Raw genomic sequence first — 14,222 nt, 5'->3', positions numbered from 1 at the left:
ATGGCGAACTCGCGTTGGACGTTCAAACGGACCTGCTTGGTTCGTTCGACAACCGACTTGTTATCCCACTAATGTAGCCCGGCGACGCTCCGGTCCGGCACCCCCGACTGAACCCCGAAGTGGTCATCGACGGGCAAACCTGCGTGCCCGTCGCCCAATTCATGATTGCCTTGGACCGTCACGAACTGGGCGTCCGCGTCGACAACCTCGATCGCTACTACGACCAGATCAAGCTTGCCTATGACATGATCTTCAACGGCTTCTAGTCCTGCACCGCCACTTCGGTGATCACGCTCTTCGACAGCTGGCGCTCGCGCAGCCAGATGTAGAGGCCGGAGGCCATGACGATCGGCGCGCCGATGTAGATCCAGATGTCTGGCGGCTGGTTGAAAACGAGCCAGCTGGCGCCGGTCATGAAGAATATCTGCAGGTAGCCGAACGGCGCCAACACCGAGGCCGGCGCATAGCGGTGTGCTGTGGTGACGAACAGGTGGCCGATCAGCGCCGCGACGCCGATGCCGGCAAAGCAACCCCAGATCACCGGATCGGTCGGCCAGGTCCAGCCGCCCAGTGAAAAGGGCAGCACGCAGACTGTCGCCACGCCGGCGGCATAGAACTGCTGCGTCGAGGTGCTATCGACGCCAGCCAGGCGGCGGGTCGAGAGGTTGTAGAGGGCGGCGCAGACGGCAGTGCCGAGCGAGAGCAATACGGCCGGATGGAAGGCCTCAGTGCCCGGCCGCACGATGATCATCACGCCGAGGAAGCCGACGCCGATCGCCAGCCAGCGCCGCCAGCCCACCGTCTCCCCCAGCAGCGGGATCGACAGGGCGCACAGGATCAGCGGCATGGTGAAGGAGATCGCCGAGGTGATGGTCAGCGGCAGGTAGACCACGGCAATGAAGTTGAAGATGGTCGAGCCCAGCAGGAACAGCCCGCGCGCCACCTCGAGCTTCAGGTTCCGCGTTCTTGCCAGCGCCTTGCGTTCGCGCGGCAGGAAGAAGGCGAGCACCAGGATGAACTGGCCGGCATAGCGGACGAACACCACCTCCATCGGCGGCAACCCGGCCTGCACCATGAGTTTGGCGCAGCTGTCGATCACCGTGTAACAGAACAGCGCCGCGACCATCAGGCCAATGGCGAAGGGTCGGCGATCCTCGACGGGTTTCACCAGGCCGGCCACGCTCAGTCCTCCACCGGCGCAACGGTGACGGTGCGGTTAAGCTGGCGCTCGCGGAACCAGATGTAGACGCCGGAGCCGATGATGACCGGCGCACCGACATAGAACCAGACGTCCGGCGGCTCGGAGAAGATCAGCCAGCTCGCCAGCGCCAGCAGCAGCAGTTCGGTGTAGCTGAACGGCGCCAGCGCCGAGGGCGGTGCATAGCGGTGGGCGATGGTGTTGAGCTGGTGGGCGATCATGCCGGTGACGCCGATGGCAATGAAGGCGAACCAGCCGGCGCCGGTCGAGGGCCAGACCCATTCGTTGAAGGCAAACGGGGTGATGCAGGTGAGAGCGATCAGCCCCGAATAGACCTGCTGCGTCGCGGCGGAATCGACGCCGGCGAGCTTGCGGGTGATGATGCTGTAGAAGGCGGCCGAGAGAGCGCCCGCGAGGCAGATCAGCGAGGCCGGATGGAAGGCCTCGGTGCCGGGGCGCACGATGATCAGGATGCCGACAAACCCCGCGCCCACCGCGGCCCAGCGGCGCCAGCCGATCTTTTCACCAAGGAACGGGCCGGAAAGCGCCGTCACCATCAGCGGCATGGTGAACATCAGTGCGCCGGTGACGGTCAGCGGCAGGAAGCGCATGGCGAGGAAGTTGGCGCCCGTCACGCCCAGGAGGCAGAGCCCGCGCAGCAGTTGCAGCGGCCAGTTGCGGGTGACGAAGAGGTCGCGCTGCAGCGGCAGGAACAGTGCAATCGCCAGCACGACGTGGATGGCGTAGCGCACGAAGACGATCTCGCCCAACGGCAGGCCGATGAAGGAGAGGTATTTCGCCGAGGTATCGAGCGTGGCGAAGAACAGCTGCGAGATCAGCAGGATGCCGATGCCGAGATTGCGGCGCTCCTCGACGGGGGCGATGGTGGAGGTCATTGACAGGTCCGGTGCGCCGCTGAGGGATGCGGGCGCCGATCCACCAAAGGGCGCGCCGCCCCGGCCTGTCAATGGCAGGGCGGCGGCAATCGGTTCAGTTGAACTAAAGTCTGGAGCCTGCTGCGCCGGTGTCACGCTCGACAGTGCGGCGGGCGAGGACGAACAGCGCGAAGAGGATCACCGTGGAGCCAAGATCACCGATCAGGCTCAGGCCCCAGAACGGGAGGGCAGCGATGAAGCAGGCGACCAGCCCGTCGAGGCCGAGACCGTAATAGCCGCCGAGATAGACGCCGAAGTTCGAGATGAGGAAGAAGGCGAGGCTGGCGATGATGGCAGCGCCGCCGAGCCGGAGCACCGAGAGCTGCCGCAGCAGTCCGCGCCCGATCAGTGCGCCAGCCAGCATGCCGGCATAGGTGAACAGCGCCGAGCTGTGCCAGCCGAGCACGATGTCGGCCAGCGCCATCACTGCAACAGGGACGAACGCCGCCAGCCAGGGGCTGCGGATGGCGTAGGCGCCGAGCCAGCATCAACCGTTCAGGCGGCGGTTGCTGCCCGGTTCTGTGCGGCGAAGCCGTCGCAATAGACCATGCGGCCGTGGTCGCCAGAGGCCTTGGCGTGGCGGATACCCCAGTTCTGCAGGGTATCCATCAGCGGCGCCAGCGACAGGCCGAGCTCGGTGGCGCTGTATTCGACATGCGGAGGCGCTGCCGCGAACACCGTCCTCACGATCAGCCCGTGCTCCTCCATCTCGCGCAGCTGCTGCACCAGCACCTTCTGCGAGATGCCGGGAATGCCGCGCTGCAACTGCGAGAGCCGCTGCGGGCCGCCCAGCACATGGAACAGGATGTAGAGTTTCCAGCGCCCGCCGATGATCTGCAGGGTGCGTTCGAGCGGCCAGGTCGAAAGGCGGTTCATCGCGGGTTCTCCAAGCGCACCTGATGGTGCGTATGACACCAGAAAGTCTGTAGCGGGCAGAGGACGATATCGGAACAAGGGACGCCTTCGACAAGGAGATTTTGTCATGAAGGTTGTTTCGATCTCGGCGTTCGGCGGTCCCGAGGAGCTACGGGTTGGCGTAGTGCCGACACCTACCGCCGGGCCGGGTCAGGTGCTGATCAAGGTGGAGGCGATCGGGCTCAACCTCGGCGACGCCATCATCCGCTCGGGCCACTCGGGGCTTGAGTTGCCGATGCCGTTCATCCCCGGTGGTGAGGTGGCCGGAACGGTGGCAGCAGTCGGCGACGGCGTCAGCGGGCTGAGGGTCGGCGATCGGGTGCTGGGCGCGATCTTTGCTGAGCCGCGGCTCGATGGCGGCTATGCCGAGTTCGTGGCGCTCTCGTCGGACGTGGCGTTCAAATTGCCCGACGCGGTGTCGTTCGACGTCGCTGCAGCGCTGGCCGTGCAGGGGCTGACGGCGGAGCAGCTGCTGGCGCGCAACCCGGTCGCGGGCAAGTCGGTGCTGGTGCATTCGGCAGCCGGCGGCGTTGGGCAATTGCTGGTGCGGCTGGCCCGGCTTGGTGGCGTTGGCAGGATTGTCGGCACGGTCGGCAGTGCGGCGAAGCGGGACGCGGCGATGGCGGCAGGTGCGGATCACGTAGTGCTGTCGGCGACGCCGGACTGGAGCACGGAAGCGCCCGGTCCCTACGATGTGATCTTCGATGCGGCCGGCGGCGAGATCACCGCGGCGAGCCTGCCCCTGCTCGCGCCGGAGGGGCGCTATGCGGTCTATGGCGGGGCGAGCGGGGTCTACCCGGGCTTCAGCCCGGCGCAGATGGCCGGTGTCACCGCCGCAGCGCAGACCATTGCAGGGTTCTCGCTGTGGTCGCTGCTCGGTGATCCCATGCGGCGGGGCCCTGCCCTCGCGGCATCGTACGAGCGGCTGTTCGGCGCGGTGGCGGACGGTTCGTTGACGGTCGAGATCGGTCACCGCTTTGCTTTGGCCGACGCTGCCGAGGCGCATCGGCTGATCGAAAGCCGGGGGTCGGTGGGGAAGATTGTGCTGGTGCCGTAGGCGAGGCCGGTGGCTGTGGACCCCCACCCCTGCCCCCTCCCCGCAAGGGGGAGGGAGACCCTCTCACCACCATCTCAGTTCGCGTCTCCCTCCCCCTTGCGGGGAGGGATTAAGGGTGGGGGGCTGCCCTCGCCGGCTTCTCAGTACGTCTGCCTGAGGTGCCCAACCTTGAGGCTGTTGGCCAGTGCATCCTTCGTCACCGCCGCCCCCTTGCGCGGCGTGAAGCTTAGCTTCACCTCCCGCCCCGGCAGCAGCGTCACGGCGTTGTCCGAGAAATAGCCGGGCACATCGACCGTGGCGGTGACGAAGACCGCCGGCTTGTCGGCGGTGAGGGTCAGCACCGGCGCCTTGTCGCCGCCCGACCAGCTCGCCTTCACTTTGGCTTCGGCAAGATCGTACGCTTTGTACGCTTTGGGGAAGTAGTCGTTCTCGCCCAGCAGCTTGCCGTCCTCGGCGGTCCAGGAGAAGAACAGGAACTCGTTGGGCCCCAGATCGGCAAGCTTCAGCTTGGTTGCCACCACTGCCTTGTCGGGGTTGCTCTTCACTTTTGCCGTGGCGATGACGCGGGCCTTGCCATTGGCATCTACCGCCTGAACTTCCACAGCGATTTCAGCCTTTTCGGCGGTATCGTTGATGGCTTTGAGGAGGATGGTGTCGCCGTCCGGCACGGCCACGACGTTGATGGGATTGTAGAAGCGCTTCGCCATGTAATGCAGCAGCTTCCACTGCCCGCCATAGTCGAGGCTCGACCAGCTGGCGACGGGGTAGACGTCGTTGATCTGCCAGTAGAGCGTGCCCATGCAGCGCGGCTTGGTCGAGCGCCAGTATTCGATGGCGGTCTTGATGGCGAGGCCCTGCTGGATCTGGCTCAGGAACACCATGTTCTCGAAGCCCGAGGGGAAGCGGAAATAGCGCGTCATGGTCTCGAGGATGCGCGAGTTGCCGCCGGTATTGCGCTGGTGCGCTTCCATCACCGGCGAGGTCGGGTTGCGATCCTCGGGTTTGGTGAAGCTCTCGATGACATTCATCGAGGTGAAGCTCTGGAAGCCGAACTCCGAGGCGAAGCGCGGGTTCACCTCGCGATAGGCGGAAAAGTCCTTGGCCGAGTGCCAGACGCTCCAGTAGTGCGTGTCGCCGCGCGTATCCATCAGCCAGCCGTCGGAATAATCCATGTAGCCGAGCGAGGGCGAGGACGGCCAGAACCGGCGGGTCGGATCCTCGTCCTCGACGATATAGCCGAGCATCGAGTTGAGCCGGTCGTAGTTGGCGACGTAGCGCTCCGGCGCCGCCTTGGTCTCGGGGTACCAGTGGAGCGAGCCGATCACCTCGTTGTCGCCGCACCAGAGCGCGATCGAGGCGTGGTGGCTGAGGCGGCGGATCTGTTGGGTGATCTCGGTGCGCACATCGGCGAGGAAGGCCCGATCGGATGGGTAGCTCATGCAGGCGAACATGAAGTCGTGCCAGATGAGGATGCCGAGCTCGTCGCACATCTCGTAGAAATAGTCCGGCTCGTACTGCCCGCCGCCCCAGATGCGGAGCATGTTCATGTTTACCGCCCGGGCGCTTTCGAGCAGGTCGCGAACGGTGTCGGGAGTGATACGCGACGGGATGGCGTCGGCCGGGATCCAGTTGGCGCCGAACATCGAGATGTCGCGGCCGTTGATCCGCACCTTGAAGCTGTGGTCGATCTCGTCCTTCTCGACCAGCCATTCGAGCTTCCGCAGACCCAGCTTGCGCTTCGTCACTTCGCCGTCGAGTGTGGTCCAGAGCTCGTAGAGCGGCTGCTGGCCCTGCCCGTTCGGCCACCAGAGCTTTGGGTTCTTGATGGTAACGTTGTGGGTGAAGACGTTCTCGCCCGGCCGCACCACCACCTTGTCGACAAGCTTCTGCCCATCGACCTCGTGCATCAGCTCAACCGAACCCTCGGCGAAGGCGAAAACCCGAGTCGTGATCGAGAGTTCGACGGATTTCTTGCCATGCGCCTGCTCGACCGTCACGCTCTCCTGGCGGGCGAGGCGCGAGCGGCGGATCGCCATCTTGCCGTAGACACCTGTCGGCATCAGGCAGATGCCCCAATCCCAGCCGGCGTGGCAGGCGGCCTTGCGCACGAAGTTCATGTGCACGCCTTCGAGGCCGTTCGAGAGATAGTTGTAGGTGAAGGGGATCGGGAACGGGTGGGCGTCGGAGCGGGCCTTGGCCACATCGCGGGTCACCGCGAACTCGATGCGTAGCGTGTTGACCCCTACCTTCACCTTGCCGGTGACGTCGATGTCGTAGCGGATGAACTGGTTCTGCGTCTCGGCGACCGCCTCGCCGTTGAGGATCACCGTGGCGATGGTATCGACGTTGTCGAGGGTCAGCGTCAGGTAGCCGTCGATGTCGGCGGCGCTCGCCTCGAACTTCCGCTCCACCGTCCACGGGGTTTTGTTGACCCACATAACGTCGACTTCGTTCTGGCCGAAATATGGGTCGGGGATCTCATTGGCGTCGAGCAGCGCAGTATGCACGTCGCCGGGAAGCGTGATCGGCGCCTTGAGCTTCAGCTTCGGCGACGTCAGCTGGAACTGCCCCGCGAGATCGAGTTCGCCGTAGCCGGTCGTGGCAGGCACAGCCGCGGTCCTGGTCTTCGCCATGTGGGGAGTTCCTCCGATAGATGCCCGACGCGCAATCGATTGCAGCGCCGGCAGGCGACTGATGTAGCCGCTGCCATTCCAGCTGCCAATCCCCCTCCCCGTAGCTCCGGCAACCTCCCACTCTTGACATGTGACCATCTGGTCACCTATTGTGGTGACTGTGGATGCCGTCTTCAAAGCCCTGGCCGATCCGACCCGAAGGCAGCTGCTCGACAGCCTGCGCGACAAGGCCGGACAGACCCTGACCGAGCTCGAAAGCGGGCTCGGGATGACGCGGTTCGGGGTGATGAAGCACCTCAAGGTGCTGGAAGAGGCGAAGCTGGTGACGAGCCGCAAGGAGGGGCGGTTCAAGTACCACTACCTCAACGCCTCCCCGATCCAGGAAGTCGCGGACCGGTGGATCGCGCCCTACCAAAAGCCGTTCGCGCGCTTCGCACTCGATTTGAAGAACCAGTTGGAGAGTTCAGTACCGATGGCCGACAAACCGAATTTCGTGCTCGAGACCTATATCCGGACGACGCCGCAGGCGCTGTGGGATGCCCTCACCCGACCCGAGCTGACGGCGCTCTACTATTACGGCACCCGGATCGACAGCGCGCTGAAGCGCGGGGGGCCGTTCCGCTACCTTACCGGCGACGGGCAGGTGATGCTTGATGGCGAAGTCATCGAGGTCGAACCGCTGAAGAAAATCGTCTCGAGCTTCATTCCGAGCTGGGCCGAAAATTCGCAGCCGACCCTCGTCACCTTCGCGATCGAGCCGATGGGCGAGGTCGTCAAGTTCACCATCACCCACCACGACTACGAGAAAGCCAATGCCGGCATCGACACCGGTTGGCCGGTGGTCGTCGCGGGTCTGAAGACGCTGCTCGAGACAGGCAAACCGCTGAACCTGCCGACCAGCATGTGACCATCAAGCAGCGGCAAAACAGGGAAAAAGAAAATGGCGAAATACATTCTGGGCTTTCACGGATCGCCCGCCACCTCACCGGCAGACCTCGAAGGCTCAATGGAGAAATGGGTCGCCTGGTACCAGGGCATGGGCAGCGCCGTCGCCGACATGGGCAACCCGGCTGGGCCGAGCAAGACCATCGGCGCCGACGGTCGTGTGGCCAGCACCAACGGCAACGCGCTGACCGGCTATTCCATCCTCGAGGCCAAAAGCCTCGACGACGCGATCTCCCTGGCGCGCGGCTGCCCGATCTATGCCGCCGGCGGCTCGGTTGAAGTCGCCGAGTTGATGCCGATGTAATACGAAGGGCGGCGCCCCCGCGACGCCGCCCCCTTCCCTCAGATGCTGATGGCGTTGGCCGCGGCGTAGGTCTCCTTCAGCATCGCCTCTACCGGCAGCAGCGGCAGCAGCTTCATCATCAGGTTGCGCATCCAGATGCTGAACTTGCTTTTCGGCACGAAGCCGCCGACGGCCTTGTGCGCCAGCGTCTGGCTGGCATCGACGAACGGCTGCAGCCTGCGCTGGTAGTTCGCGAACGCCGCCTGGCGATTGTCGGGCGAGGCGTTCAGCTCCTGGGCGAGGACATACGCCCCCACCACCGCCATCCCGGTGCCCATGCCGGAGAGCGGCGAAGCGCAATGCGCGGCGTCGCCCAGCAATGCGACGCGGCCCCGCGACCAGCGCTCGATCACCACCTGGCTGATGGTGTCGAAGTAGAAATCCGGGGCGAACTCCATGTCCGCGAGGATCTGCGGCACGTGCCAGCCCTGCCCGGCAAAGCGCTGCCGTACGAACTGCTTCTGCGCCCCGACATCGCGATAGTCGCAATCGCCGAAATCGCCGTCGAAGAACATCAGCGCCCGCGCCTCGCGGTTCTGCCGGGCGCTGTAGACGCCAGCGATGGTGCCGGGGGCGCTGAACAGCCGGCCGGAATAGTCGAGGTTCAGCCGGTTGGGCACGGTGAAGATCGAGGCATAGAGCCCTAGATCGCGGACGAACTGCTCCTCCGGACCGAAGGCCAATCGGCGCACAAATGCAGCCCATCGGCGCCGATCACCAGGTCGAAGCTCCGGACCCTGCCGCTCTCAAAACGGACTTCGACGCCGTCGTCCAGGTCGGTGAGTTCGGCGATCGAGTCGCCGAAGATGTATTCGGCGCCGGCCTTGGTGGCATCGTAGAGAATGCGCGCCAGGTCGCCGCGCATGATCTCGAGTTCGCCGCTGAAGGCGGCGGCCGGCATGGTGGCGACTTCGCGGTCGTGGCGATCGACATAGTACATGTCGCCCATATTGGTCGCCTCGGCCTTCACCGCATCGAGCAGCTCCATGCGGCGCAGCGCCTCCATCGAGGTGCCACGGAAATCCACCGCGTAGCCGCCCTCGCGCAGCTGCCTGGCCCGCTCGACGATGGTCGGCTGGAAGCCATAGCGGCTGAGCCAGAAGGCGAGGGACGGGCCGGCGACGCTGGCCCCGGAGATCAGCACGGTACGGATCGGGTGGTGGGTCATCACGGCATCTCCTGTTGCGATGTCGATATTCATACGTATGTATAAAACATCTGTCTAGATGAATTTCATACGATCGTATAGAAACGACTCGTCGCAGCCGCTAGGAAGGATCATGGGACACAAGGAAGATCTGCTCGCCGGCGCCAAAAAATGCCTGCGCGAGAAGGGCTACGCCAACACCACGGCACGCGACATCGTCGCCGCGTCGGGCACCAATCTCGCCTCCATCGGCTACCATTTCGGCTCGAAAGACGCGCTGATGACCCAGGCGATCGTCGAGATGCTTGGGGAGTGGGGCGACCAGTTCGGTAGTGAGCCGGCGGCATCGATTGCCGATTATGGCGAGCGCTTCGCAAGGCACTGGCGCGACCTCGCCGCTGCCGTATCAGGCGATCGCCAGTTGTCGGCTGCCAGTTTTGAAAACGCCGCCACCGCCATCCGCATGCCCGAGCTCATCCACATCATAGCGGCCGGCCAGGAAGACGCGCGAGTCGGGCTCGGCGACGATTTCGCCGAACCGGATGCCGATGTCGAAACGAAACGCGCCGTCGGCTCGCTGATGCTGGCCGTCACCACCGGCGTCATCGCGCAGTGGCTGGTCGATCCCGTGCGTTCCCCTACCCCCGACGACATCGTGAAGGCCTTCCACGCCATCGGCGAGGCGTTTGTGCGGAAGTGAGGGCGTCTTCAGTGGTGATGACAGGCTACCAGGTCCCTTAGCCACTCGATGTCATCCCAGCGAAAGCTGGGACCATCTATCGGCTGGCGCGGCTGTGAGTTGGGTCCAGCTTTCGCTGGGATGACATCGAGTTCGGTGAGACGGCAGAGCAACACGACTGCTTGACTCTCATAGCTAACGAATATAGCTATCATAGCTACATACGTTAGCCATTGAGGTTTTCCATGCCCACCACTACCGGTTTCCCGCCGAAGTCCGTCGTGACCACGCTGCGCGTCGAAGGGCTGGTGGCGCTCATTGCGGCCGTCACCGCCTACTGGTTCCTCGGCGGCAACTGGTGGCTGTTCGCGGTGCTGCTGCTGGCGCCCGATCTCAGCTTCTTCGGGCTCTATGCCGGCGAAACGGCCGGGGCGAAAATCTACAACCTCGCCCATACCTATGCGGTCCCCGCCGTGCTCGGCGCCATCGGCTGGTTCGGCGGCATCTTCTGGCTGACGGAAGTCGCACTGATCTGGGCCGCCCATATCGGCATGGACCGGGCCGTCGGCTATGGCCTCAAATATCCGGGCGTCGCCCACCACACCCATCTCGGCCTCATTGGCCCGGCGAAGAAGGCCGCACGCAGTGCCGACGCCCGCTAAGACCTCCCCTGCCCAGTTGGCGAGCATAGCTCGGACGCTGGTCGAAACCACGGGTCCCGACGCCCTCACCATGGGCGCCGTAGCGGCGAGCGCCGGCATCAAGCCGCCTTCGCTCTACAAGCACTTCGCCGACCGTGCGGCGATCCTCAAGGTGGTCGAGATCGGGATCCTCCACGAGCTCGAGGCCTATCTCCGGCGCGAGACGAAGGGGGTGGCGCCCAAGGCGCGGCTGATCGCCATGGCCACTGCCTATCGCCGCTTCGGCCTTGCCGCGCCCAATCGCTACAAGGCGATCTACAGCGGCAACGCCTTCACCGACCCCGAGATCCGCACCGCTTGCCTGTTCTCGGCGCAACCGTTGTTCGAGGAACTGAAAGCCGCGGGCATTGCCGAGGCACGCATCCTGCCGCTGTCGCGCACGCTGGTGGCGTTCCTGCACGGCTTCGTGCTGATGGAGATCGGCAACGCCTTCAATCTCGGCGGCAGCATCGAGGAGGCGTTCGACTCCAGCCTCGAGACGATCCTGCGAGAAATAGCCTAGCAGCCTGTCGATCCCGGCTGCGTTCACTCGTCGGGATGGTGAGAGCGGCCAACGCCGCCCAACCGAGGAGAAAGACGATGGGTTCGAGCGTATTGTACATGTCGATATCGGTGGATGGCTTCATCACCGGGCCGAACGTCCGGCCGGACAACGGTCTCGGCGACGAGGGCCAGCACCTCCACGACTGGGTGTTCGGCGATGCCGAAGGCGGCGATTTCGATGCCGCGGTCGCGCAGCTCAAGGGCGTCAACCGGCAGATCTGGGACGAGATGATGGCGACCGGCGCGGTGGTCGCCGGGCGCCATACGTTCGAGCCCGCCGGCGGCTGGAACGGCGATCATCACGACGGCGTCGAGATCTTCATCGTCAGCCGGCACGAGGCGCCGGAGTGGGTGCGCAAATGGCCGAACGTGCACTATGTCGACGATCTCGGTGTCGCGATGCGCGAAGCCAAGGTGGCAGCTGGCGAGCGGAACGTGATGATGCATGGCGGCGGCACGCTGGTGCCGATGGCGCTGAAGGCCGGCTTGCTCGACGAACTGATGCTCCACCAGGTGCCGTTCCTGCTCGGCGACGGCACGCGACTGTTCGACACGCTGGGGTTTGGCCTGCGCAACCTGGAGCGGCTGCGGGTGCTCGAGGGCGAAGGCGTCACGCACCTGCACTACCGGGTGCGTAAGTAGCCCCCTACTCCGCCGCCCTCAAATCAAGGAAGCCGCCTGACTGGCGGGCCCAGAGCGTCGCATAGTGGCCGCCGGCCGCCAGCAACTCGGCATGGGTGCCCTGTTCGACGATCCGCCCCGCTTCGAGCACGATCAGCCGGTCCATCTCGGCAATGGTGGAGAGCCGGTGGGCGATGGCGAGCACGGTCTTGCCCTGCATCAGCGTCTTCAGCTGGCCCTGGATCGCTGCCTCCACCTCGCTGTCGAGCGCCGAGGTGGCTTCGTCGAGCACCAGGATCGGGGCGTTCTTCAACAGCACGCGGGCAATGGCGACGCGCTGGCGCTGGCCGCCCGAGAGCTTGACGCCGCGCTCGCCGACAAAGGCGTCGTAGGCGGTGCGGCCCTTCTGGTCGATCAGCTGTTCGATGAAATCGTCGGCCTCGGCCGAAGCCGCCGCGGCGAACATCTCGTCGTCGGTGGCATCGGGCCGGCCATAGGTCAGGTTGGCGCGGATCGAGCGGTGCAGCAGCGAGGTATCCTGCGTCACCACGCCGATATTGGCGCGCAGCGACTCCTGGGTGACGTTCGCGATATCCTGACCGTCGATCGTGATGGTGCCGCCCTGCACGTCGTAAAAGCGCAGCAGCAGGTTGACGATGGTCGACTTGCCCGCCCCTGAGCGGCCGATCAGCCCGACGCGCTCGCCCGCCTTGATGTGAAGCTCCAGGTTGTCGATCACCGGCAGGGCATTGTCGTACTTGAAGCTGACATGGTTGAAGCTGATCGCGGCTTCCGTCACCAGCAGCGGCTTGGCATCCGGCGCATCGACCAGTCCGAGCGGCCGGGCGATCAGTTCGGCCGAGTTCTGCGCGGTGCCATAGTTGCGCATCAGGCCGTTGAGCTGGTTCATCAGCCGGCCGAGGAGGTTATAGAGCCGCAGCACCAGCCCGGTGGTGAAGGCGACGCCGCCGACGCTCACCAGCCCTTCGGTCCACAGGTGCACCGAGAGCGCCGCAATGCCGGCAATCGCCACGCCGGACAGCATGCCCATTGCCGTGCGCACGCCGACCAGCGTCCGCGCCAACCTGGTCATGGCGGCGATGAAGCTTTCGAAACCCGACTTGACGAACTTGTCGTCCGCCTCGGCCGTGCCGAACAGTTTCAGCGTCTGGATGTTGGAGAAGCTGTCGACGATGCGCCCGGTTAGCACCGAGGCCTGCTCTGCGGCGGCGGCCGAGTATTTTCGCATGCGCGGCACGTAGTAGCGCGCCAACGCGGCAAAGGCCGCGACCCACAGCAGCACTGCCGCCGCCAGCCGCCAGTCGAGCTGGCCGACCAGCACCACCGTCGTCACGGTGTAGATGCCGATGAACCACACCACCTGCAGCAGGCTGACCATGAAGTCGCCCACTGCGCCGCCGGACTGCCAGACCTTGCTGGCGATCGAGCCGGCGAAATCGTTCTGGAAGAAGGTGAGGTTCTGCCGGATCACATGGGCGTAGGCCTGCCAGCGCACCAGGTTGTAGAAGCCGAGGTTGACGGTCTGCTCTTCCACCGTGGCCGACAGCCAGGTGATGATGAAGCGCACGCCCAGCGTCACCACCAGCATCCAGACCAGCTCCGGCCCGAACCCGGCGATCAGCCCGGCCCAGCCCTCGGCCTGGCTGGAGCTATCGAGAATGTCGACGATGCGGCCGACATAGTAGAACAGCGCCGCCTCGACCAGCGCCACCGCCCCGCCGAGCACCAGCAGAGAGGCGAATGCCAGCTTCGCCTGCGAGATGTAGAACCAGAAAAACCGCCAGGTCACCGCCGGCGGCTGCAGATCGCCGGACTTCCCGAATGGGTCAGTCCAGCGCTCGAAGAAGCGGTGAATGGGCTCGAGGAGCTTCATGGGTGTTCTCGTTGAACACTCAATAGCTTGAGTCCTAACGAAGGGAACGTGAAATCGCGGAAAGGGTGTTCTCGAGGGTTTTCGCGTGAACGAAAATTGCCGCCATCGTGAAGGACGGGCCTAGGGAACGACTCCATCCATCTCGGGGAACAGGACCACGCTCTCGTTCACGGTCGCCTCGTTGCGGGATCCGACGAAAACGGCGGGCGTCGAGCTGCGATTGACGGCGACATGCAGAACGTTGGCGGGGATATAGACGTAGTCGCCAATGTTGAGCTGCTCATGGTGTTCGAGATTGGGACCCGAGTACATGTCCACCGCCTCGCCGGACAGCATGTACATCGCCGTTTCGTGGAACTCATGCACGTGAGCCTTCGTGCGTTTGCCGGGCGGCAGTGTCACGACGCCCAGGAACAGAGATCTCGCTCCGACGGTCTCTGCGCTGACGCCGGCAGCATATACCGAGCCTTGCACAGCAGCTTCGCTCTTCTGCCCCTTAACAATAGACGCTCGACCCTCATCGGTAGCGCTCATCGACTACTCCCTGTTGGCGGCTTGCATCATTGCCGCAGACAAGACAGTTCCGATATTGATACCGGTAGTAACGATAT

Annotated in this window: 16 protein-coding genes and 1 pseudogene; 8 read left to right on the top strand and 9 right to left on the bottom strand. The window is 64.6% G+C overall.

Going from position 1 to position 14,222, the window contains the following annotated elements; all coding sequences use genetic code 11:
* Nucleotides 1–107: 107 nt before the first annotated feature.
* A complete protein-coding gene (locus ASC89_RS28125; protein WP_082533280.1) occupies nucleotides 108–266 on the top strand; it encodes a CcdB family protein in 159 nt (52 codons plus the stop codon).
* On the opposite strand, the gene ASC89_RS10170 is transcribed toward ASC89_RS28125, so the two are convergent.
* The 4 genes and pseudogenes from ASC89_RS10170 to ASC89_RS10155 all read right to left on the bottom strand — a co-directional run bounded on the left by ASC89_RS10170 (nucleotide 263) and on the right by ASC89_RS10155 (nucleotide 3,009).
* Nucleotides 263–1,180, bottom strand: a complete 918-nt coding sequence (locus ASC89_RS10170; protein WP_055997299.1) for a DMT family transporter — start codon at nucleotides 1,178–1,180, stop codon at nucleotides 263–265. The genes ASC89_RS28125 and ASC89_RS10170 overlap by 4 nt on opposite strands.
* A 2-nt stretch (nucleotides 1,181–1,182) precedes the next feature.
* On the bottom strand, nucleotides 1,183–2,094 hold the full coding sequence (locus ASC89_RS10165) for a DMT family transporter (RefSeq protein ID WP_055997295.1): 912 nt from the start codon (nucleotides 2,092–2,094) through the stop codon (nucleotides 1,183–1,185).
* A 103-nt stretch (nucleotides 2,095–2,197) separates the two neighbouring features.
* A pseudogene (locus ASC89_RS10160) lies at nucleotides 2,198–2,602 on the bottom strand (DUF6580 family putative transport protein); the annotation flags it as partial.
* A gap of 26 nt (nucleotides 2,603–2,628) precedes the next feature.
* On the bottom strand, nucleotides 2,629–3,009 hold the full coding sequence (locus ASC89_RS10155; protein ID WP_156384564.1) for a helix-turn-helix domain-containing protein: 381 nt from the start codon (nucleotides 3,007–3,009) through the stop codon (nucleotides 2,629–2,631).
* Between the two features lie 106 nt (nucleotides 3,010–3,115).
* Here ASC89_RS10155 and ASC89_RS10150 point away from each other — a divergent pair, with 106 nt between their 5' ends.
* Complete coding sequence (locus ASC89_RS10150) at nucleotides 3,116–4,105, top strand: zinc-binding dehydrogenase (protein WP_055879678.1); 990 nt, start codon at nucleotides 3,116–3,118, stop codon at nucleotides 4,103–4,105.
* 140 nt (nucleotides 4,106–4,245) lie between these two features.
* Here the strand turns inward: ASC89_RS10150 and ASC89_RS10145 are convergent, their stop codons facing one another.
* Nucleotides 4,246–6,738 carry a glycosyl hydrolase 2 galactose-binding domain-containing protein gene (locus tag ASC89_RS10145; RefSeq protein ID WP_055997292.1) on the bottom strand — a complete coding sequence of 831 codons (2,493 nt, stop codon included), beginning with the start codon at nucleotides 6,736–6,738 and terminating at the stop codon, nucleotides 4,246–4,248.
* Between the two features lie 160 nt (nucleotides 6,739–6,898).
* Between ASC89_RS10145 and ASC89_RS29180 the strand changes: the two genes are divergently transcribed.
* Together ASC89_RS29180 and ASC89_RS10135 are read left to right on the top strand one after the other, a co-directional pair.
* On the top strand, nucleotides 6,899–7,645 hold the full coding sequence (locus ASC89_RS29180; protein WP_055879684.1) for a metalloregulator ArsR/SmtB family transcription factor: 747 nt from the start codon (nucleotides 6,899–6,901) through the stop codon (nucleotides 7,643–7,645).
* A gap of 33 nt (nucleotides 7,646–7,678) precedes the next feature.
* On the top strand, nucleotides 7,679–7,987 hold the full coding sequence (locus tag ASC89_RS10135) for a YciI family protein (RefSeq protein ID WP_055879687.1): 309 nt from the start codon (nucleotides 7,679–7,681) through the stop codon (nucleotides 7,985–7,987).
* Between the two features lie 38 nt (nucleotides 7,988–8,025).
* Here ASC89_RS10135 and ASC89_RS28800 read toward each other — a convergent pair whose 3' ends face one another.
* Nucleotides 8,026–8,709: an FAD-dependent monooxygenase gene (locus tag ASC89_RS28800; RefSeq protein WP_200940439.1), complete on the bottom strand. Its 684-nt coding sequence runs from the start codon at nucleotides 8,707–8,709 to the stop codon at nucleotides 8,026–8,028.
* Complete coding sequence (locus ASC89_RS28795) at nucleotides 8,670–9,194, bottom strand: FAD-dependent monooxygenase (protein ID WP_200940438.1); 525 nt, start codon at nucleotides 9,192–9,194, stop codon at nucleotides 8,670–8,672. The genes ASC89_RS28800 and ASC89_RS28795 overlap by 40 nt, the downstream gene beginning before the upstream one ends.
* 112 nt (nucleotides 9,195–9,306) lie before the next feature.
* On the opposite strand from ASC89_RS28795, the gene ASC89_RS10125 reads away from it, so the two are divergent.
* From ASC89_RS10125 to ASC89_RS10110, 4 genes are all read left to right on the top strand, one after another.
* Nucleotides 9,307–9,873, top strand: coding sequence for a TetR/AcrR family transcriptional regulator (locus ASC89_RS10125; RefSeq protein ID WP_055997290.1), 567 nt, complete (start codon nucleotides 9,307–9,309; stop codon nucleotides 9,871–9,873).
* A 224-nt stretch (nucleotides 9,874–10,097) separates the two neighbouring features.
* On the top strand, nucleotides 10,098–10,514 hold the full coding sequence (locus tag ASC89_RS10120) for a DUF4260 domain-containing protein (RefSeq protein ID WP_055879691.1): 417 nt from the start codon (nucleotides 10,098–10,100) through the stop codon (nucleotides 10,512–10,514).
* Nucleotides 10,498–11,055 carry a TetR/AcrR family transcriptional regulator gene (locus ASC89_RS10115; protein WP_162247927.1) on the top strand — a complete coding sequence of 186 codons (558 nt, stop codon included), beginning with the start codon at nucleotides 10,498–10,500 and terminating at the stop codon, nucleotides 11,053–11,055. The genes ASC89_RS10120 and ASC89_RS10115 overlap by 17 nt, the downstream gene beginning before the upstream one ends.
* Before the next feature lie 77 nt (nucleotides 11,056–11,132).
* Complete coding sequence (locus tag ASC89_RS10110; protein ID WP_055879697.1) at nucleotides 11,133–11,738, top strand: dihydrofolate reductase family protein; 606 nt, start codon at nucleotides 11,133–11,135, stop codon at nucleotides 11,736–11,738.
* A gap of 4 nt (nucleotides 11,739–11,742) precedes the next feature.
* Here ASC89_RS10110 and ASC89_RS10105 read toward each other — a convergent pair whose 3' ends face one another.
* Together ASC89_RS10105 and ASC89_RS10100 are read right to left on the bottom strand one after the other, a co-directional pair.
* Nucleotides 11,743–13,611, bottom strand: coding sequence for an ABC transporter ATP-binding protein (locus tag ASC89_RS10105; RefSeq protein ID WP_055997284.1), 1,869 nt, complete (start codon nucleotides 13,609–13,611; stop codon nucleotides 11,743–11,745).
* Between the two features lie 120 nt (nucleotides 13,612–13,731).
* A complete protein-coding gene (locus ASC89_RS10100) occupies nucleotides 13,732–14,145 on the bottom strand; it encodes a cupin domain-containing protein (protein WP_055997283.1) in 414 nt (137 codons plus the stop codon).
* Between the last annotated feature and the right edge of the window lie 77 nt (nucleotides 14,146–14,222).

This window comes from Devosia sp. Root413D1 (assembly GCF_001425235.1).
In the GTDB taxonomy this organism is placed as follows: domain Bacteria; phylum Pseudomonadota; class Alphaproteobacteria; order Rhizobiales; family Devosiaceae; genus Devosia_A.
This window is presented reverse-complemented; position numbering and strand designations above follow the sequence as displayed.